This window comes from Rhizobium sp. IY2 (assembly GCF_047532935.1).
Taxonomy (GTDB): domain Bacteria; phylum Pseudomonadota; class Alphaproteobacteria; order Rhizobiales; family Rhizobiaceae; genus Rhizobium; species Rhizobium anhuiense.
In genome coordinates this window covers 43,202-63,232 of sequence record NZ_JBLKNU010000016.1, presented here as the reverse complement: position 1 = coordinate 63,232, position 20,031 = coordinate 43,202, and the positions used below count along the sequence as shown (strand labels likewise).

Genomic DNA, 20,031 nt, shown 5'->3' with positions numbered 1-20,031 from the left:
AGAACACAAACCAGCAATCCGCCAATCCGCTTGAGGTTCTTTAGAACGAAAGACTTCGTCGCCAGCAGCGCCGCCGCCCTCGTTCAGTGAGGGGGCTTATAGAACTAACCCTCCCAAGCAGTCAACAGGCCATTTCGAAAAAAATGATATTTCTTTCATGTCATTGTTTTTTCAGATCAAATTCCGAGAGACACCCAGATGCGGTCATTTCCCGGATTCCGATCGGCCTTAAACCCTCAGGAAAAGATGAACGTCTTTCGACTTTTCGTGGAAAGAACGCTCTTTTGTCTCCTGCGCCCCGACATCATCACAATCTGCTGGTCTTAAGAGACGCACGATTCACACAGGCAAATGCAGGCAGACTGCCTTTTCCCGGGTGATTTGACTTCCATGCTTAAAATATGCACATCTTTCGCCCCAGCCAGGATGGCTAAGAAATGCTCTCTGAGACGCCTGATGTAAGGACGCGGACCCGACTGCCATGATGACGGAGAAAATGATGATCCGCTCGTTGGGCAACGAGCCTCCGCTTCTGGCCGACGGCAGACGCGCGCCCGACCGGCGCGAAGTTTCCCTGCGTTGGCTCTCGGGCACGTTCCTCACCGGCATCACCTCGTCCGTGCTCATGGGTGTCGCCCTTTTTGCCGCCCTTGACGGGCGCCAGCAGCTGGCGATCCCCGCCGAAGCCTATGCAAGTGCCGCGACAGACGCGCATGAGGAGACAGTGGTCCGCGGCGGTCGGCTGATCGCGCCCGCCATCGCCGCAAAACCGTCCGACCGTGCCATCATGGAAGTTTCGACCGTCGTCCATGACGGCGAAAAGGAAGTCGTGCGCCGCCAGCCCTTCGCGCATGTGAAGATGACACTGGCCGCCAACCACGTGGCGACCGAGGACTATCCGGACTTCGATCCCCTGGCGATCTTTTCCGCCGACGAGCCTCAGCCCGCCCCGCAAAGCCGCACCGGTGCGCTTTACGGCTCCGACGTCGAATCCGAAGTCAGCCTCAAGACCATTCCCTTCCCGACCGGCAAGACCAACATGCAGATGGCGTCCGGCCTGTCGCTCGAAGAGGTCGAAGAGAACGTACGATCCAACGGCTCGGTGCTGACCGACGGCAACACGCAGCTCGCAGCGCTTTATTACGTCGATCCGCGCCGTTTCTCCAACGAGGATGCCGATGTCGACCTGACCGCCGGCCTGTCCGCCCGTGTGCTCGAACAGAACATGACGGTCTCCGCATCGGAATCGATCACACCGCAGACCGAAGAGTTCGCCGACGACATCCTGCCGGTGCGCATCGACACGCCGATCGCCAAGGCGCTGACGGATTCAGGCTATCCGCAGCAGTATGCCGATGGCATTGCCGGCTTTATCTCGCAGCAACTGGGGTCCACCGATCTCGACAAGGGCGACGTGCTGCGCATCGGCATCATTCAGAAGGGCGAACAGGCCAAGATCATCCGCGCCAGCGTCTATCGCGGCACGCGCCATCTCGTCACCGTGGCCGTCGACGACAAGGGCAGATACGTGCCCGGCAGCGAGCCGCCGATGCTGGATGCCATCGCCACCGCTTTCGATGATAATTCCTTCGCGCCGCCTCCCGGCCAGAACCTGCCGCGCGTCTATGACGGCATCTATCGCGCTGCCCTTTCCTACGGCATGACCAAGGATATGACGGCGCTGATCATCAAGCTGCTCGCCAGCAACGTCGATTTCCAGGCGCAACTGAGGACGACCGACAGTCTCGAGGCCTTCTTCTCCGTCGCCGACAGCGCCGGCCAGGCGACCGAGGATTCCGAACTGCTCTACGTCAACGCCCGTTTCGGCGATACGCAGACGCGCTTTTATCGCTTCCAGGATCCCGATGACGGCACGGTCGATTATTTCGACGAGAACGGCAAGAGCATCCGCCAGTTCCTGCTGCGCAACCCGGTTCCGAACGGCATCTTCAAATCGGGCTTCGGCATGCGCCGTCACCCGATCCTCGGTTTCGCCCGCATGCACACAGGTGTCGATTGGGCAGCGCCGCGCGGCACGGCGATCATCGCCGCCGGCAACGGCACGGTCGAGAAAGCCGGCTGGGATTCCGGCGGTTACGGCAACCAGACGATTATCCGCCATGCCAACGGCTATGAATCCTCCTACAACCACCAGAGCGCCATCGCCAAGGGCGTCGTCCCCGGCGCCAAGATCCGCCAGGGCCAGGTGATCGGCTGGGTCGGCACCACAGGCGAATCCACCGGCCCGCACCTGCATTACGAATTGATCGTCAACGGCACGAAGGTCGACCCGCTGCGCATCCGTCTGCCGGGCGGCAAATCGCTGCAGGGCGAGGCGCTGGCGAAATTCGAGGACGAGCGCAAGCGCATCGATACGCTGCTGAACAACCAGACGTCAGACCAGGTGGCCAGCAAATAATCTCCGACAGCGTCCTTTGAACTGCCTACATGCTGATCATCCCGGTCGCCGATCGCACCCCAGACGAAAAATGACGGCCGAAGCCGCCATTCCTCATTCATCCGCAAACCGGTTTACGCCGCTTCGCTCACCGTCTGCCGCGTCTTGAACTGCAGCCGGTCCGAACCGCTCGTCACCTTCACCGTCGATCCGTCCGGCACCTGGCCGGACAGGATCTGCTCGGCGAGCGGATCCTGCACGAACTTCTGGATCACCCGCTTCAGCGGCCTTGCGCCGTAGACCGGATCATAACCCTTGTTCGCCAGCCAATGGCGGGCGTCTTCGTCGAGATCGATGACGATCTTGCGCTCGGAAAGCAGAGCCACCAGCCGTTTCAGCTGGATATCGACGATCGCGCCCATCTCCTCACGTTTCAGGCGATGGAAGAGGATGATCTCGTCGATGCGGTTCAGGAATTCCGGCCGGAAATGCCCGCGCACGACCTCCATCACCTGCTCGCGAACCGTATCGCTGTCGTCGCCGTCCCTCAGCTGCGTCAGATATTCGGCACCGAGGTTCGAGGTCATGATGATCATCGTGTTGCGGAAATCGACGGTCCGGCCCTGGCCGTCCGTCAGGCGTCCGTCGTCCAGCACCTGCAGCAGGATGTTGAAGACGTCGGGATGCGCCTTTTCGATCTCGTCGAACAGCACGACCTGATAGGGCCTGCGGCGCACGGCTTCCGTCAGCGCTCCGCCTTCGTCATAACCGACATAGCCGGGAGGCGCGCCGATCAGACGGGCAACGGAGTGTTTCTCCATATATTCCGACATATCCATGCGCACCATCGCCGTTTCGTCGTCGAAGAGGAAGCGGGCGAGCGCCTTGGTGAGCTCCGTCTTGCCGACGCCGGTCGGACCGAGGAAGATGAACGAGCCGATCGGCCGGTTCGGATCCTGCAGGCCGGCGCGCGCGCGGCGGACGGCGCGCGACACGGCCTGAACCGCATCACCCTGGCCGATCACCGATTTCGCCAATTCGTCTTCCATCCGCAGCAGCTTGTCGCGTTCGCCCTCCAGCATCCTGTCGACCGGAATGCCGGTCCAGCGGGAAACGACGTGAGCGATATTGTCGGGGCTTACCACCTCCTGCACCATCGCGCCGCGATCGCCATCCTGCTTCTCGGCATCGACGAGCTGCTTTTCGAGATCCGGAATGACGCCGTAAGTCAGCTCGCCGGCACGCTGGAACTCGCCTTTGCGCTGGGCGATCGCCAGTTCGTTACGGGCATCGTCGAGCTGCTTCTTGAGATCGGCGGCAAGGCCGAGCTTCTGCTTTTCCGCCTGCCAGCGGGCCGTCAGCGCATCGGCCTCTTCTTCGAGGTCGGTGAGTTCGGTCTCCAGCCGCTTCAGCCGGTCGGCCGAGGCAATGTCGGTTTCCTTCTTCAGGGCCTCGCGTTCGATCTTCAGCTGGATGATGCGGCGGTCGAGTTCATCGAGCTCTTCCGGCTTGGAATCCACCTGCATGCGCAGCCGCGCTGCCGCTTCGTCCATCAGGTCGATCGCCTTGTCGGGCAGGAAACGGTCGGTGATATAGCGGTTGGAAAGTGTCGCCGCGGCCACCAGCGCCGCATCGGCGATGCGCACCTTGTGATGCTGCTCGTATTTTTCCTTCAGGCCGCGCAGGATCGAGATCGTGTCTTCGACCGTCGGTTCGTCAACGACGACGGGTTGGAAGCGGCGGGCAAGGGCCGGATCCTTCTCGACATGTTTGCGATATTCATCAAGCGTGGTCGCGCCGACGCAATGCAGCTCACCGCGGGCAAGGGCGGGCTTCAAGAGGTTGGAGGCGTCCATCGCCCCATCCGCCTTGCCGGCGCCGACCAGCGTGTGCATCTCGTCGATGAACAGGATGATCTCGCCGTTCTCCGCCTGCACTTCGTTGAGTACGGCCTTCAGCCGCTCCTCGAATTCGCCGCGGTATTTCGCACCGGCAATCAGCGCGCCCATGTCGAGCGCCATCAGCTTCTTGTCCTTGAGCGATTCCGGCACGTCGCCGTTGACGATGCGCAGCGCCAAGCCTTCGACGATCGCCGTCTTGCCGACACCGGGTTCGCCGATCAGCACAGGATTGTTCTTGGTGCGGCGCGAAAGCACCTGGATGGTGCGGCGGATTTCGTCGTCGCGGCCGATCACCGGGTCGAGCTTGCCCTCGCGGGCTTCGGCGGTGAGATCGCGTGCGAACTTCTTCAGCGAATCGAAACCCTGCTCCGCATTGGAGGAATCCGCCGTCCGCCCCTTGCGGATGTCATTGATGACCTGGTTGAGGCCCTGAGCCGTCACGCCTGAATTCTTCAGCGTCGAAAAGGTCGAGGCCGAGGATTCGATCGCCAGCGCCTGCAGCAGGCGCTCGACGGTGACGAAACTGTCGCCGGCCTTCTTCGCCGCCTCTTCAGCTGTTGAAAGTACCTTGGCAAGCGGTTGCGCAAGATAGATGTTGCCGTTGCCGCCGGAAATTTTCGGCAGCTTGGCCAAAGCCGCGTCGTTGGCAAGGCGGGCCGCCTTGGCATCGCCGCCGGCGCGCTCGATCAGCGAGGCCGCCATGCCCTGGTCGTCGTCGAGCAGGACTTTCAGCACATGTTCGGGCGTAAATTGCTGGTGACCCTGAGCCAATGCATAGGTCTGGGCGGACTGGATGAAACCGCGCACCCGCTCGGAATATTTCTCGATATTCATATTCTACCTCCATGGATCGCCCTGCCCTGACGAGGCGCAGACCGATGATTGAGATCGACCCCCTGAAAAGGCAGGCCGCGCTTTGCCCGTCTGGGATTTCGGGCGAAGCAGTTCGAGGAGAATATGGTAGCCTGTTCTGCGAGTTTAAAGCCCATAAAACGAAAATCCCCGGCGCGAGACCGGGGATTTTAAAGGCAATTTGAGCAGATGGCATGAACCTCACGCTCTCCCCTGAAGGAGAAGCGAAATCCTCATTCCGATGCGACGTCAGCCAGCACCGGCGCCTCGGCAGAGGCACCCTCGCCTTCAGCAGCGGCTTCCCCTTCTGCGCCGCGACGCGGGCGACGGGGACGGTTGCCGGTGCTGCGACGGCGAGGCTGGCGTTCGCGCGGCTGGCCGCCCGAACCTTCCTCGTCCATGGCGACTTCGGCCGGGATACCTTCGATCTCCGGCTGCGGGCCGGTTCCATCGATGACCTCGGCCTGGGACACTACCGGCGCCGGAGCAGGAGTCGGCTGGGGCTGGGACTCAGGCTGCGGCCGCGGCTGATGCTGCCTGCTCTGCGGCGGCTGGACGATAACGACGTCGTCACCGTCATTGTCGTTGCTATCCATATCGTCGCCGTCGCGGTCCGCACCGTCGCGATCATTGTAATCGCCGCGATCGTCGCGCTGGAAGCGCTCCTGCATCTGCGCCTGGGCGCTGGCGATGATACGATTGTAATGTTCGGCGTGCTGGAGATAGTTCTCGGCAATCACGCGGTCGCCGGAGCTTTGGGCGTCGCGGGCGAGTTGTGCGTATTTTTCGGCGATATGCTGCGCAGTACCGCGAATCTTCACATCGGGGCCGGAGCTGTCATAGGTCCGGGTCAGCGGATTGCCGCCCTTGCGGTTGAAATTGTTGTTATTGTTATTTCCACCGCCGCCGTTGTTATTATTGTTGTTACCACGCCCTCGACCGCGCTTGTTCTGCTGTCCTGGCCTCATAGATCGTTCACCTGAATTCTCTGTTTGTGATGGATACATGGCACCAACCGCCATGACCGGAAAACCGGGTCAGGACCTTTGTGCCGCGAGCATACTGCGCCTTTGCGCCGACCTGCCGCTTGGTTCTCAAGTCAGTTTGACTGATTCACGCATTGGGTCGTGTTCAACCGTTGAAACTCTCGTTTAAAAGAGCGGACCCCCGAGGCAAACCAAGTACCGAACGAATCTCGTTCATTCCTATCTGCCCAACACGTAACCGCAACCTATATTGCTTCCCTGGGAAATCCAAGCCTTTTCTTCGCAATAACAATAATGTCCTGTCCAGTGCAGCAATTATCGCCTGTCACGCGAGCGCGAACACGAGCACCCTGTCGTTCTGACCATAATCTTTCACGGATTTGAGGCACTTGAAGCCTTTCGCTTCAAAGATCGCCGTCACATCGTTTCGCTGATCGTAGCCGATCTCCAGTCCGACGACCCCATTGGGCCTCATGAACCTTGCCGCATCCTTGGCTATGGCTTTGTAGGCGTCAAGCCCATCCGGGCCGCCATCCAGAGCCGCAAGCGGATCAAATTTCGTCACTTCGGGAGCGAGATCGTGAATGACATTGGAAGCAATATAGGGCGGATTTGAGACAATCGCGTGAAAGGATCCTTCGATGCTCTCAAACCATCTCGACTGTACGGCCTGAAACCGATCCAGCAATCCGTTTCTTTCTGCATTCGATCTTGCCGTCAAAAGCGCATCCGCCGATATGTCGCTGCCGACACCTGACGCATCAGGACACTCGCTCAAAAGCGCAAGGCATATTGCCCCGGTCCCGGTTCCTAGATCAAGGATATGGAGACCGCCTTCAGCTTTTGCAAGGTTGCGGAGATAGCCGAGCACCGTATCGACCAGGATTTCTGTATCCGGCCGCGGCTCCAGCGTTTCCGCCGAGAGCCGAAGCGGCAAGCCGTAGAACTCCCGCTCGCCGAGAATGCGATGCACCGGCTCATGGCCGAGCCGCCGCTCCACCGCCTTGAAGATCAGCTCGGACCGCTCGGGAGAAAGTCTCTCGGCCGATCGCGTCAACAGCTCGGTCGGCGACAATTTCAGAAGGCCCGCGACCAGCAGCCGCGCATCGGTCGCCGGATCGACGATACCTGCTTCGGTGAAGCGACGGCGCGCTTCAGCAAGCATATCGGCGACCGTCGAGCTCATTGCTGTTCGCCGAGCTGTGCCAGCTGGCTTGCCTGGTAATCGGCCATCAGCGCATCGACGACCTCCTCGATCTCGCCTTCCATCATCCGGTCGAGCTTGTAGAGTGTCAGGTTGATGCGATGGTCCGTCACCCGACCCTGCGGGAAATTATAGGTGCGGATGCGTTCCGAGCGGTCGCCGGAGCCGACCTGGCTCTTGCGATCGGCAGAGCGCTCGCTGTCGGCCCGCTGTCGCTCGGCATCGTAGAGCCTGGAGCGCAGCACCTGCATCGCCTTGGCGCGGTTCTGGTGTTGCGACTTTTCCGAGCTGGTGACGACGATGCCGCTCGGCAGGTGGGTGATGCGCACCGCCGAGTCCGTCGTATTGACGTGCTGGCCGCCCGCACCCGAAGAGCGCATCGTATCGATGCGGATATCCTCCGGCCGGATCTCGATGTCGATCTCCTCTGCCTCCGGCAACACTGCAACGGTTGCAGCCGACGTATGGATGCGTCCGCCCGCCTCGGTTTCCGGCACGCGCTGCACGCGATGTACGCCGGATTCAAATTTCAGCTTGGCGAAAACGCCCCTGCCGGTGATCGTCGCGATGATTTCCTTATAGCCGCCGGCTTCGCCCTCGCTTGCCGAGAGAACTTCCACCTTCCAGCCCTTTTCCGCCGCGAAACGCTCGTACATGCGAAAGAGATCGCCGGCAAAAAGGGCCGCTTCCGAGCCGCCGGTGCCGGCGCGGATTTCGAGGATCGCACTCTTTTCGTCCGCTGCATCCTTCGGCAAAAGCAGGATCTGCATGTCCTGTTCGAGCGTCTCGATCTGCTCTTTCACCTCCGGCAGTTCCAGCTCGGCGAGGTCGCGCATCTCGCGGTCGACCGATTTATCCGCCAGCAGAGTTTCGAGATCGGCAAGCTCGGCGACCGCCTTCTCATAGGCGCGGATCTGCGTCACGACGGACTGCAGCTCGGAATATTCGGATGCGAGCTTCACATAGACATCGGCAGCCGGGCCAGCCGACATGCGCGCCTCGATCTCGCCGAAACGGCGCTCCAGCTCGCGCATTTTTTCAACGGGAAGCTTCGCCACCCTTCACTCCGATTCTTCTTAATCTCTGTCTAAAGGGGAATATTGTGGCTCTCGGCGAAGCGGGCAAGCACCTCGCGCATCGGCATCACGGCGTGGTGATCGTCTAGCACCTCGTCCATCACCTTGGCCAGCGCCCCGACATCGAGCCCGAGCAGCATCGCCTTCACCGGTCCGATCGAGGCCGGCGACATCGAGATCGAGCGGAAGCCGATGCCGAGCAGCGCCATCGCCGAGATCGGTTTGCTGGCGAGTTCGCCGCAGAGCGTCACCGGCGTCTTGTTCCGATCCGCCCCGCGCACGATATCGCGCAGGATGCGCAAGAATGGTTTGCCGAGCGGATCGAAGCGATCCGAGACCCGCGCATTGCCGCGATCGACCGCCATCGAGAACTGGAAGAGGTCGTTCGAACCGACCGAAACGAAATCCACCGCCTCCATCAGTTCGTCAAGCTGCCAGAGCAGTGCAGGCACCTCCAGCATCGCTCCGAATTGCAGCTTGCGCGGCAACCCGTGACCGAAGCGCGAGAGGTGCTGCACTTCCTTCTGCAACAGCTCGCGCACGATCTTCAGCTCCGAAACCTCGGTCACCATCGGCACCATCAGCTTCAGTTCGGTGTCGGCCGACGCCTTCAATAGGGCGCGCAGCTGGGTGCGCAATAGTCCCGGCCGATCGAGCGATAGCCGGATGGCGCGCCAGCCAAGGGCGGGATTTTCTTCCTCATGGCCGCGGAAATAGGGCACGACCTTGTCGCCGCCGATATCCAGCGTGCGGAAGGTGACGGGGCGGCCCGCCGCCTGTTTTATCACATTGCGATAGAACTGCTCCTGCTCATCCGCCTTCGGCATGGTGGAGGCGATCATGAACTGCAGTTCGGTGCGGAAGAGGCCGATGCCCTCGGCGCCCGATTCCGAAAGCTGCGGCAGGTCGACCAGCAGCCCCGCATTCATCATCAGCGCGATCCGCTGCCCATCCTTCGTCACCGGCTCGACGGCGCGCAGCGCCCGGAACTGCTCCTGCCGTCTGGCACGGAAGCGGACCTTTTCCTCGTAGGAACGCCGATGATCGGCCATCGGCCGCAGATGCACATGCCCCTCGTCGGCATCGATGATCACGGCATCGCCGTTCTCGGCGAGCGCCACGACGCCGGCTGCCTGGCCGATGACCGGAATGCCCATGGCGCGCGCGACGATCACCACATGGCTCGTCACCGCGCCTTCTTCCAGCACCAGCCCGCGCACATTGGCACGTGGATAATCGAGCAGTTCTGCCGCCCCCATGGCGCGCGCCAGAATAACCGCGTCGCTGGGGAAACCCTCGGCCGTCGTCCGCCCGGTATAACCCGTCAACTGTCTGAGCAGCCGGTTCGCCAGATCCTCGAAATCGTGCATGCGTTCGCGCAGATACGGATCCGTCAGGCGCATCATCCGCGCCTTGGTATCGCTCTGCACCTTCTCGACCGCCGCTTCCGCCGTCAGGCCGTTGCGGATCGCCTCCTCGAGCTTGCGCACCCAGCCCTGATCATGCGCGAACATACGATAGGTTTCGAGCACCTCGCGGTGTTCGCCTTCCATCGACACGTCGCGACGCGACAGCATGTCGTCGATCGAGATCCGGAGCGAGCCCATGGCTTCGGCCAGCCGTCGGATTTCCTTCTCGGCATCCTCGTTGAGCAGGTTGGTGACGACGATGCGCGGCTCGTGCAGCACGACGTAACCGAGGCCGATGCCGTCATTATAGGTGTCGCCGTCGACGGTCACCGAACGCGTCAGGTCGAGTTCGAGGCCCGGCTTGGTGATCTTCTTGAGCTCGCCGGTGGCGATCATCTCGGCCAGCACCATCGCCGTCGTCTCGAGCGCTTCCAGCTCTTCCTCGCGATAGTTGCGGCTCGCCTTGTTCTGGACGACGAGAACGCCGAGCGAGCGCCCGGTTCGGAGAATCGGCACACCAAGGAAGGAATGGTAGATCTCTTCGCCCGTTTCCGGCAGGTAACGGAAAGCAGGGTGTGACTGCGCGTCGGAAAGGTTCAGCGGCTGGGCCGAGGCTGCGATCGTGCCGACGAGGCCCTGCCCCATCTTCAGTTGCGCCAGATGCACGGCCTCGCGGTTGAGACCTTCGGTTGCATAGAGTTCGAGGACGCCGTCGGCGCGCAGCACGTAGACAGAGCAGACTTCCGCCACCATGTTGCCGGCGATCTGGCGGACGATCCGGTCAAGACGATCCTGCGGCTCCAGCGGCTCCGCCATCAACTCGCGCAGCCGCCTGAGCAGCACGCGTGGACCGCCGGAAAGGTCTCTCATGGCGTCTCAAGCTCCCGAAACAACGCACTCAGTCCCGGCGGGCCGGCCCTCGTCTCCTCAACCTGAAGGGGCAGGCCGCCCACTGGGAATCAATTCTTATCCAGACCGTAGCAGGAATGCAAAGTCCTGACAGCGAGTTCTGCATAGGGACCGTCGATCAGGATGGAAATCTTGATCTCGGAGGTCGTGATCGCCTTGATGTTGATGCCTTTTTCGGCAAGTGCACGAAATGCGGTCGCGGCAACGCCCGCGTGGCTGCGCATGCCGATGCCGATGACCGATACTTTCACCAGCCCCGATTCGTTCTGCACGACATCGTAGCCGATCTTCTCCTTATGGTCGCCGAGCACCTTGATCGCCTTCTCGACGTCGCCTGAAGGGACGGTGAAGGTCATGTCGGTCTTCGACCCGTCCTCGGAGATATTCTGGACGATCATGTCGACATTGATATGGGATTCGGCGAGCGGTCCGAAGATCGCTGCGGAAACGCCCGGCCGGTCGGCAAGACGGCGAAGCGAGATCTGAGCCTCATCCTTGGCATAGGCGATGCCGGTGACTACTTCCTGTTCCACGATTTCATCCTCGTCACAAATCAGCGTTCCGGGCGGGTTCAACAGATCGCCCATGCCCGGAGCATCGGGATCTTCGAATGACGAGCGCACGAAGGTGCGCACCTTGTGCACCATGGCAAGCTCGACCGAGCGCACCTGCAGCACCTTGGCGCCGAGCGAGGCCATTTCCAGCATTTCCTCGAAGGCGATCTTCTTCAGCCTGCGCGCCTTCGGCACGATGCGCGGGTCGGTGGTGTAGACGCCGTCGACATCGGTATAGATATCGCAGCGATCCGCTTTGACAGCTGCCGCGATCGCGACGGCAGACGTGTCCGATCCGCCGCGCCCGAGCGTCGCGATACGGTTGTCGGGTCCCAAACCCTGGAAACCGGCGATGACGGCAACCTGCCCCTCGCCCATCCGCTTGACGATGTCGGAGCCGTCAATCTCCATGATCCGCGCCGCGCCATGAGCGTTGTCGGTGTGGATCGGGATCTGCCATCCCTGCCAGGACCGCGCATTGATATCCATCGCCTGCAATGCGATCGCCAGCAGCCCGGAGGTCACCTGCTCGCCGGATGCGACCACCGCATCATATTCCCGCGCATCGTAAAACGGAGAATTGGCACCGATCACCTTCGGCGTGCCTTGCACCCAGCCGACCAGTTCATTGGTCTTGCCGGACATGGCCGAGACGACCACCGCCACCTCGTGCCCGGCATCGACTTCGCGTTTTACGTGGCGGGCAACGTTCTTGATGCGGTCCAGGTCAGCGACGGATGTGCCGCCGAATTTCATTACGATGCGTGCCATATGCCTCTACCACGACTGGCGCCGGGACAGCGGAAAACCGAACCCGGCATCACGAAAGCTCTGGGGCGGACCGCCTGGCCAAAGAGCCGGATTCCCAACTTCTGGAACCGCTCTAAAAGCCCAGGCCCCAAAAGGCCCCAAGTTGCGGCGTCTCTTAGCGAGTTTGGCGGGGGTAGGCAAGCGCACGCGATAAAAGCTGTTGGCGGGCGGCTCCGCGCTCGTCAGTCCGCTGATCCACGCCCCTTGACTTATGCCGTCGATCGTCCGACTTCACATTGAGCGAATGAAGGAGTGGACGATGACGGAAGGCGCCAGAAGCACGATCGACCAGGGCGAAGTGGACCGCTTCTCGGCGATGGCGGCGGAATGGTGGAGCCCGACCGGTAAGTTCAGGCCGCTACACAAGTTCAATCCCGTCCGGCTTACCTACATAAGAGACAAGGCCTGCGAGAATTTCGGCCGTGATCCGAAAAGCGCCCGCCCGCTCGAAGGCCTGCGGGTGCTCGATATCGGCTGCGGCGGCGGCCTCCTGTCCGAACCTGTCGCCCGCATGGGCGCCTCCGTCACCGGCGCCGATCCGTCCGAGAAGAATATCGGCATCGCCTCTACCCATGCCAAGGCATCAGGCGTTTCGGTCGATTATCGCGCCGTCACTGCCGAGGAGCTCGCCGACGCCGGCGAGACCTTCGATATCGTCTTGAACATGGAAGTGGTCGAACACGTCGCCGACGTCGAATTTTTCATGACGACCTGCGCGAAAATGGTCCGCCCCGGCGGTCTGATTTTCGTTGCCACCATCAACCGCACGATGAAGGCGGCCGCGCTCGCCATCTTCGCCGCCGAAAACATTCTGCGCTGGCTGCCGCGCGGCACGCATCAATATGAAAAGCTGGTGCGCCCGGAAGAGCTGGAAAAGCCGCTGGCGGCAAGCGGCCTCGAGATCACCGACCGCACCGGCGTCTTCTTCAACCCACTGTCGAACCAATGGAACCTGTCCAACGATATGGACGTCAATTATATGCTGCTGGCAAAGCGGCCGGCGTAAGTCCAGGGCAGGCGCCACATGCAGGTAGCCATTGCAGCAGGCCGCGCGGACTGCGTCAGTTCACGTCTTCCGGCAAAACCGGAATGGCTGCGATCTCGATGCCCTCTTCGAGGAGTGCCTGCGCCTCGTCGAAAGTCGCCTGGCCGATGATGCCGCGAGCATCCGCCTCGCCATAATGGATCTTGCGGGCTTCCTCGGGAAACTGCGTGCCGACATCCTCGGAATTGGCCTTGACGGCCGCGACCGCCTCTTTCAGCTTCCGCAGGGCCTCCTGGCGCATGGCATCCATCGCCAATGTCTGGATCTCGTCCTTCTTCCGCGCCGTCGACACCGAAGGCGCCATCAACAGCTTGGAAATAGCAGCGGAATGACAGACGGGGCAGGTCAGGAAGCCGGTCGCGACCTGACGGTCGAAATCGGCGCTTTCGGAAAACCAGCCTTCGAATTCATGGGCATTGTCACAGGTGAGAGAATAGCGGATCAAGCGGCGACGCCTCCTGCGACTGCCCCCGCAATCTTCTCGACCGAGAATTCCCGGCCATTCCTCAGGTTCGGGATCTTGTCATGCGCGGTTTTGACCGCACTGGGATCGATCTCGGCAACGATAATGGCCTCGCCGGTGGCGCCGGCCGACGCCAGCACCGTGCCCCAGGGATCGATGATCATCGAATGGCCAAAAGTCTCGCGGCCGTCCTCATGCCGGCCGGCCTGTGCGGCGGCGATGACGAAGACACCGTTCTCGATCGCGCGTGCCCTGAGCAGAATCTCCCAATGCGCCTCGCCGGTCTGTTTGGTGAAGGCGGCGGGAACCGTCATCACCTCGGCGCCGGCAATCGCCTGGGCGCGGAAGAGCGTGGGAAACCGCACGTCGTAGCAGATCGTAAAACCTATTTCGGCAAAGGGCAGCGACAGAACACGGGCCTCCGAGCCGGCCGTATAGGCGGCACTTTCACGCCAGCTCTCGCCATTGTCGAGGTCGACGTCGAACATATGGATCTTGTCGTAGCGATTGAGGATTCGGCCGTCGGGACCGAAGAGGAAACCGCGATTGGCGATTTTGCCGTCGGCAAGGGCGATTGCCGTCGAGCCGACATGCACGTGGATGCCGAGTTCGGCGGCGAGCTCCGAGCCGGTCTTGACGATGATGTCATGCGCCTCGTCGGCAAGCACGGCGCGCGCCGCCGCGCGATCGCGCTGCAACATGCCGGTCATCTCCGGCGTCTGCACATAGATCGCGCCCTCTGCGGCGGCCTCGCGCACCAGCCGCGCCATGGCTGCGGCGTTTTTCACCGGATCGACCCCGGAACACATCTGGATGGCGGCGGCCTTGAAGCTCATCGATTTGTCCTCAGGCCGCCAGCATCGGATCGAGCTTGCCGGCCCGATCTAGCGCGAAGAGATCGTCGCAACCGCCGACATGATCGGCACCGATGAAGATCTGCGGAAAGGTGGTGCGGCCGTTCGACTTGCCGATCATCTCCTGGCGAAGATCCGGCGAAAAGGTTGCGTCGTGTTCGACGTAGTCGACGCCCTTTTCTTCGAGAAGGGACTTGGCGCGGCTGCAATAGCCGCAGAACTGCCGTGTATAGATCGTGACGGGTACCATAATCTCTCCAGACCGATGCCGGGTATTTCTGTCATATAGGCTCGGAGAGAGCCCTTGCAAAGGTTAAAACCGTTATCTCGGCCGCACCTGCCTTGCGTAATGTCCGGCTTGCCGCAGCAACCGTCGCCCCCGTTGTATAGACGTCGTCGACGAGGACGATGCGCTTGCCGAAAATGTCGTTTTCGCAACCCTTGGCAATCGCGAAAGCGCCCCTGACATTGTCCTCGCGCGCCTTCGCGCCAAGGCCAACCTGCTGGCTGGTGCGCTTGACGCGAATAAGCGTGGCTGCAAGCAGCGGCTTGCCCGAAAGCCTTGCCATATGGCGGGCAAGCTCGGCTGCCTGGTTGAACTTGCGCGCCAGCATGCGGGTGCGATGCAGCGGCACCGGGATCAGCGCATCGCAGCTTTCGACCGCCCCGTCGGAAGCGCGCAGCATCCAGGCGGCCATCATCGGCGCCAGATCGGTACGGTCGCGATATTTCAGCCCATGCACGAGATCGCGGACCGCATGGTCGTGGGTCGCAGCCGACCGCAGCCGGTCGAAGGGCGGCGGGTCCGCAATCGCCTCGGCACTGAGGATGCCGGCACCGAGATCGTGCGAGAAGGGAATGCCGAGCACCTCGCAATAGGGCCGTTCGATGAAGCGGATGCCGGACCAGCATTTTGGGCAGAGCCCGCGATGGTCGCCTGTGGAAATACCGCAGACGGAGCAGGCGGGCGGATAGAAGAAATCGGCAAGCGCCGACAACGGCCGCAAGAGATGCGCCCGCAAAAACTCTGCCGGTCTTTCGAAATCGATCGAGCCCATGCGGCTAAGACTAGAGCCTTTCCTGGTCAGATTGAAGCATTCTGTTGGCTCAAACGGAATCGGATGGTCGACCGGCCGGCGCGCGTCGTAGCCCAGTTCTACGGCCAAGCCGGCCGGTCGATCAGCCGGCCCGTTTCAGCCAACCCTCCCGCAGATTTGCCTTGCAAATCTGCGGGACTTTAGAATCGCCGGACGCACCTATTGCTTCGCATGGCGAAGCAGTGCGGCCGGTGGGCCGGGCATCTCTACGCCAGGACAGAGGCGATCGGCTCGGACGTACCAAGGGGTATGTCCGTCGCCAATCGCCTTTGCCCTGATGAAAACCTGCTCCGGCAGAATGCTTCAATCTGGCCAAGAAAGGCTCTGGCGCGTTCTGCGCGAAACGAAAATCGTCTTGCCGCCTAAACGACGCGGGACTAAGGACATCGCCATGGAAACGATCTTCGACAAGGCCCTGATCGCCGCACACCGCCATCGTGCGCTTGCCAGCAACGACCCGAAAGCCGCCTTCCTGCTCGACATCGCCGCTGAGGAAATGGCCGAGAGGCTTGCCGTCGTCGAGCGGACCTTCGAGACCGCCGTCGAGCTGCACGGCGCAACCGGGGCTGCCGCCCGTGCGGCGCTGGCGACGGGCAAGATCGGCACGATCATCCGCGTCGAAAGCGAGAAGGCCTATGCCGGGCCGGGCGAAACCTTGATCGAGGCGCCGCTCGAAGATGTGCCGCTCGAACCGCAATCGGCCAATCTCATCCTTGCGCCGCTCAGCCTGCATCTGACCAACGATACGCCTGGCGTTTTCATCCAGATTCGCCGAGCCCTGAAGCCGGACGGGCTGTTTCTCGCTGCGATCCCCGGCGCCGGGACCCTCCAGGAACTGCGCGAGGTGCTGCTGGCCGCCGAGGTCGAGATGACCGGCGGCGCAAGCCCGCGTGTCATTCCCTTCGCCGATGTGCGCGATGTTGGCGGCCTGATGCAGCGCGCCGGCTTCACGCTGCCGGTGATCGACACGGAGAACTACACGGTGCGCTATGATTCGCTCTTCCCGCTGATGCGGGATCTGCGAGCGATGGGCATGAGCAATCCGCTTGCAGCCCGCGGCCGGATGCCGCTGACACGCGCCTTCTTCCTGCGCGCAGCGGAGATCTACGCCGAACGCTATTCCGATCCCGACGGGCGCATCCGCGCCACCTTCTCGATCATCTATGTCTCGGGATGGGCTGCGCACGAGAGCCAGCAAAAGCCGCTGAAGCCCGGTTCGGCCAAGGCTCGCCTCGCCGATGCGCTGAAAGTGGACGAGCACAAGCTCAGGCAGTAATGGCCGGCTGCCTCTTCAATTCCCAGGCAGATTGTTGCCGATCGCGTTGAAAATATCCTGCAGTCTGCCGGAGAAGATACCGAGAGCAGAGACAATTGCGCCACCGATGACGGCGGCGATCAGCCCATACTCGACCGCCGTCGCACCTCTATTATCTGCAAGAAATGCCTTCAAAAAATGCATCACCCAACCCTTAGCGCGAACGGACAGCAAACGACCAATTCCACGACCATCAGGTGATGGCCGACATTTTTCAGCAACCGGCGCCGACGCCATAGCCCTGGACGACGCAGACCGAGCCGGGTGTATCCTGGAGGACGCTGCGGCGAATCGTATAACGCTTGCCGCTTTCGGCCTTCGGAATCGATCCTGTTGTCATCGTATCAAATTCAAGGGGAGCGCTGGCAAAGACACTCTTTTTCGAGGAATCCGCAAGCATCGGCGTCAGGATGAGCGTCAGCGCAACCACCGCCGTACCGAACAGAAGGGCGATATTGAGCGCACCCGTCCTGCGCGAGGCAGACGAAGCCCGTTCCTTTTCCCGGACAGCTTTCCAGAAATCATCGTCCATGACGTCAAGCCTTTTAATACACGCACGCCAGATGCTTGATTGAGGCCGATCTTTGGCAGAAGGTGTTAAACGATCCATTAATATCCACAGCCGAAAACGACACGGCGCGATAATAATCAGGTAACGCTAAAGTAAATCCTGCAGCATCGGGATGAGCGGCTCGTCGGCCGGCGGCATCGGATAATCGCGCAACGCCTGCGGCCGCACCCATTTCAGCGCCTGGCCCTCGCGGCCCTGGGGAATGCCCTCATAGCGCCGGCAGATATAAAGCGGCATCAAAAGGTGGAAGGTCTCGTAGGAATGGCTGGCGAAGGTGAGCGGCGCCAGGCAGGCGATCTTGGTCTTGATGCCTAGCTCTTCCTCGAGCTCGCGCACCAGCGTTTCTTCCGGCGTCTCGCCAGGTTCGACCTTGCCGCCGGGAAACTCCCAGAGCCCCGCAAGCGACTTCCCCTCGGGACGCTGTGCCAATAGGATACGCCCGTCGGTATCGATCAGCGCGCAGGCGGCGACCAGCAATATCTTCCGGCCTGCCTCGATCATTTCGGCTCCCGCTGCCAATAGCAATAATGATAGGCGTCGCGAAAACCGAGGCGCTCATAGAGGGCGATCGCCGGACGGTTGGAAAGCTTCACCTGCAGCCAGGCCGAACGAGCGCTGCGCATGCGTGCCCAGCGCATCGCCGAGGTCAGGATCTCGGTGCCAAGACCCTCGCGCCGCCGCGCCTCGGAGACCGAAAGCGACATGATGCCGGCAAGATCGTTGTCCTGAACGCAGAGCACGGTCGCAAGCGGGCCATCCGTCGCATTCTCGATCATGAACAGGCCGGATGGCGGCTTGATCGCCGTAATGATTTCGGCAAGCGCCGGCTTCAAGCTCAGTGGCGCCCGCTCGACGGCGAGATTGGCATCGACGAAACGGCCGACATCATGGGTCGGCAGGTGATCGAGCGTGTCCGGCAATTCCGCCTCGGCCAGATCGCAGGTCATCACGACAGTCTCGTCGAACTGCATCCAGTTCTGCTGGCGCAGAAGTTCGATCAGCACCGGCGAGGCAAGCGGCGTCTGGCGGACCACGACGGCGCGGCCATAGGCCTCGAACTTTCGGCTCGCCTTTTCCAGGCGGATTTCGACGTCGCGATGATCCGAAGGATCGAGCGGCACGATCGAATTCAACCGGTTGGACGGGTGGCCGGCCGTCAGCCGCACCTGCCAGCTGCCGTCATATTGCACGGACGCCGCCGGCCAGGCGCGGAAGCCGACAGCCTCCAGCCTGCGGACCAGCGGCAGATTGTGTGAGGAAATGGATGCCTGCGCCAATGACCGATCAGCTCCGATAGTCGCCATTGATCGCAACATATTCCTTGGTGAGGTCGCAGGTCCAGACCGTAGCCGTGCCGGCACCGAGCCCGATATCGACTTTGACGGGGATATCCTGCGCCTTCATGACATCAGAGGCGGCCTCCTCGGAATAATCCGGGTCACGCTCGCCATTGACGGCGACCCTGATGTCGCCGAACCAGATGGCGAGCCGGTCGCGATCGGCCATCTCGCCGGATTTGCCGACCGCCATGACGATACGGCCCCAATTGGCGTCTTCGCCGGCGGCCGCCGTCTTGACCAGCGGCGAATTGGCGATCGACAGTGCGATGCGCTTGGCGGCGGTATCGCTCTCGGCGCCCGTCACTGTGATCTCGAGCATCTTGGTGGCACCTTCGCCATCACGCACCACCTGCAGCGACAGATCCTTCAGCACTTCGTTGAGTGCAGCGCGGAAGGTGGCAAGGCGCGGATCATCGGCGCGTTCGATACGGGCCTGGCCGTCCTCGGCCGCCGCACCCGTCGCAAACAGCATCAGCGTATCGGAGGTGGAAGTGTCGCTGTCGACAGTCATGGAATTGAAGGTCGGGCCGACACCGTCGGACAGAAGCGCCTGCAGCGCGGCCGGTGCAATGTCGGCATCGGTGACGACGAAGGAGAGCATGGTCGCCATATCAGGCGCGATCATGCCGGCGCCCTTGGCGATGCCGTTGATCGTCACGGCCACGCCGCCGATCTCGGCGCTGCGGGTCGAAACCTTCGGGTAGGTGTCGGTCGTCATGATCGCCTTGGCGGCCTCGAACCAGAAATCGCCGGTCGCTTCGACCTGCATCCGATCCAGAACGCCTGCGAATTTGGTGGCATCGAGCGGCTCGCCGATGACGCCGGTCGAGGCCAGATAGATCTCGTTTTCAGCGCAGCCAACGGCAGCGGCAGCCGACTGCGCCGTCAGCGCGGTCGCCTGGCGGCCCTTCAGCCCGGTAAACGCATTGGCATTGCCGGAATTGACGACGACGGCGCGGGCGCTGCCATGGGGAAGATTGGCCCGGCAGAAATCGACCGGCGCCGACGGGCACTTCGAGCGGGTGAAGACGCCCGCAACGGCCGCCGGCCTGTCGAAGACCATCATCAGCACGTCGGTGCGGTTCTTGTACTTGATGCCGGCGGACGCCGTCGCCATGCGCACGCCGCGCAACGGCGGCATCGAGACGAAGGATTTCGGAGCGAGCGGAGAGACGGAACCGGACATGATAAGACCTGCCAATGAGCATTTCCAGGCGAATTGGAAACCGGTTCGCCGTCCGGAAATG

The 20,031-nt window shown here is 61.9% G+C and carries 19 protein-coding genes; 4 read left to right on the top strand and 15 right to left on the bottom strand.

Annotated elements, in window-relative coordinates; genetic code table 11:
* Positions 1-481: 481 nt before the first annotated feature.
* Positions 482-2,419: a M23 family metallopeptidase gene (locus ACMUVN_RS31120; RefSeq protein ID WP_132576122.1), complete on the top strand. Its 1,938-nt coding sequence runs from the start codon at positions 482-484 to the stop codon at positions 2,417-2,419.
* A 113-nt stretch (positions 2,420-2,532) separates the two neighbouring features.
* Here the strand turns inward: ACMUVN_RS31120 and clpB are convergent, their stop codons facing one another.
* Positions 2,533-5,133, bottom strand: coding sequence for an ATP-dependent chaperone ClpB (gene clpB / locus ACMUVN_RS31115; RefSeq protein WP_132576120.1), 2,601 nt, complete (start codon positions 5,131-5,133; stop codon positions 2,533-2,535).
* 44 nt (positions 5,134-5,177) lie between these two features.
* On the opposite strand from clpB, the gene ACMUVN_RS31110 reads away from it, so the two are divergent.
* A complete protein-coding gene (locus tag ACMUVN_RS31110) occupies positions 5,178-5,336 on the top strand; it encodes a hypothetical protein (protein ID WP_164736004.1) in 159 nt (52 codons plus the stop codon).
* A gap of 48 nt (positions 5,337-5,384) precedes the next feature.
* On the opposite strand, the gene ACMUVN_RS31105 is transcribed toward ACMUVN_RS31110, so the two are convergent.
* The 5 genes from ACMUVN_RS31105 to ACMUVN_RS31085 form a co-directional block, all read right to left on the bottom strand.
* Positions 5,385-6,119: a DUF4167 domain-containing protein gene (locus ACMUVN_RS31105; protein WP_063476311.1), complete on the bottom strand. Its 735-nt coding sequence runs from the start codon at positions 6,117-6,119 to the stop codon at positions 5,385-5,387.
* A 343-nt stretch (positions 6,120-6,462) separates the two neighbouring features.
* On the bottom strand, positions 6,463-7,323 hold the full coding sequence (gene prmC, locus ACMUVN_RS31100) for a peptide chain release factor N(5)-glutamine methyltransferase (RefSeq protein ID WP_132576118.1): 861 nt from the start codon (positions 7,321-7,323) through the stop codon (positions 6,463-6,465).
* Positions 7,320-8,399, bottom strand: a complete 1,080-nt coding sequence (gene prfA / locus ACMUVN_RS31095) for a peptide chain release factor 1 (protein ID WP_132576116.1) — start codon at positions 8,397-8,399, stop codon at positions 7,320-7,322. The genes prmC and prfA overlap by 4 nt, the downstream gene beginning before the upstream one ends.
* 29 nt (positions 8,400-8,428) lie before the next feature.
* Complete coding sequence (ptsP, locus tag ACMUVN_RS31090; RefSeq protein ID WP_047619955.1) at positions 8,429-10,696, bottom strand: phosphoenolpyruvate--protein phosphotransferase; 2,268 nt, start codon at positions 10,694-10,696, stop codon at positions 8,429-8,431.
* A gap of 89 nt (positions 10,697-10,785) precedes the next feature.
* The gene (locus ACMUVN_RS31085) at positions 10,786-12,060 is read right to left on the bottom strand and encodes an aspartate kinase (protein WP_047619953.1); all 1,275 of its coding nucleotides are present in this window, start codon (positions 12,058-12,060) and stop codon (positions 10,786-10,788) included.
* 298 nt (positions 12,061-12,358) lie between these two features.
* Between ACMUVN_RS31085 and ubiG the strand changes: the two genes are divergently transcribed.
* Positions 12,359-13,105 (top strand): bifunctional 2-polyprenyl-6-hydroxyphenol methylase/3-demethylubiquinol 3-O-methyltransferase UbiG, encoded by a 747-nt coding sequence (gene ubiG, locus ACMUVN_RS31080; protein WP_097545265.1) that lies wholly within the window; start codon positions 12,359-12,361, stop codon positions 13,103-13,105.
* Between the two features lie 55 nt (positions 13,106-13,160).
* Here ubiG and ACMUVN_RS31075 read toward each other — a convergent pair whose 3' ends face one another.
* Genes ACMUVN_RS31075 through ACMUVN_RS31060 form a run of 4 tightly spaced genes read right to left on the bottom strand, consistent with a single transcriptional unit; the run spans position 13,161 to position 15,519 of the window.
* Positions 13,161-13,589, bottom strand: coding sequence for a DUF1178 family protein (locus ACMUVN_RS31075; RefSeq protein WP_047619951.1), 429 nt, complete (start codon positions 13,587-13,589; stop codon positions 13,161-13,163).
* On the bottom strand, positions 13,586-14,443 hold the full coding sequence (locus ACMUVN_RS31070) for a carbon-nitrogen hydrolase family protein (RefSeq protein ID WP_097545264.1): 858 nt from the start codon (positions 14,441-14,443) through the stop codon (positions 13,586-13,588). The genes ACMUVN_RS31075 and ACMUVN_RS31070 overlap by 4 nt, the downstream gene beginning before the upstream one ends.
* Positions 14,444-14,453: 10 nt before the next feature.
* On the bottom strand, positions 14,454-14,711 hold the full coding sequence (gene grxC, locus ACMUVN_RS31065; protein WP_047619947.1) for a glutaredoxin 3: 258 nt from the start codon (positions 14,709-14,711) through the stop codon (positions 14,454-14,456).
* 31 nt (positions 14,712-14,742) lie between these two features.
* Positions 14,743-15,519: a ComF family protein gene (locus ACMUVN_RS31060; protein WP_097545263.1), complete on the bottom strand. Its 777-nt coding sequence runs from the start codon at positions 15,517-15,519 to the stop codon at positions 14,743-14,745.
* Positions 15,520-15,949: 430 nt separating this feature from the next.
* Between ACMUVN_RS31060 and ACMUVN_RS31055 the strand changes: the two genes are divergently transcribed.
* Complete coding sequence (locus ACMUVN_RS31055; protein WP_127431887.1) at positions 15,950-16,834, top strand: methyltransferase domain-containing protein; 885 nt, start codon at positions 15,950-15,952, stop codon at positions 16,832-16,834.
* 15 nt (positions 16,835-16,849) lie between these two features.
* Here ACMUVN_RS31055 and ACMUVN_RS31050 read toward each other — a convergent pair whose 3' ends face one another.
* The 5 genes from ACMUVN_RS31050 to argJ form a co-directional block, all read right to left on the bottom strand.
* Positions 16,850-17,017, bottom strand: coding sequence for a Flp family type IVb pilin (locus tag ACMUVN_RS31050; RefSeq protein WP_047619943.1), 168 nt, complete (start codon positions 17,015-17,017; stop codon positions 16,850-16,852).
* Positions 17,018-17,087: 70 nt separating this feature from the next.
* Positions 17,088-17,405: a hypothetical protein gene (locus ACMUVN_RS31045; RefSeq protein WP_047619941.1), complete on the bottom strand. Its 318-nt coding sequence runs from the start codon at positions 17,403-17,405 to the stop codon at positions 17,088-17,090.
* 126 nt (positions 17,406-17,531) lie between these two features.
* Positions 17,532-17,945 (bottom strand): 8-oxo-dGTP diphosphatase MutT, encoded by a 414-nt coding sequence (gene mutT / locus ACMUVN_RS31040; RefSeq protein WP_047619940.1) that lies wholly within the window; start codon positions 17,943-17,945, stop codon positions 17,532-17,534.
* Positions 17,942-18,748 carry a GNAT family N-acetyltransferase gene (locus ACMUVN_RS31035; RefSeq protein ID WP_132576114.1) on the bottom strand — a complete coding sequence of 269 codons (807 nt, stop codon included), beginning with the start codon at positions 18,746-18,748 and terminating at the stop codon, positions 17,942-17,944. The genes mutT and ACMUVN_RS31035 overlap by 4 nt, the downstream gene beginning before the upstream one ends.
* Positions 18,729-19,970 carry a bifunctional glutamate N-acetyltransferase/amino-acid acetyltransferase ArgJ gene (argJ, locus tag ACMUVN_RS31030; protein WP_063476305.1) on the bottom strand — a complete coding sequence of 414 codons (1,242 nt, stop codon included), beginning with the start codon at positions 19,968-19,970 and terminating at the stop codon, positions 18,729-18,731. Before argJ ends, ACMUVN_RS31035 begins: the two co-directional genes overlap by 20 nt.
* Between the last annotated feature and the right edge of the window lie 61 nt (positions 19,971-20,031).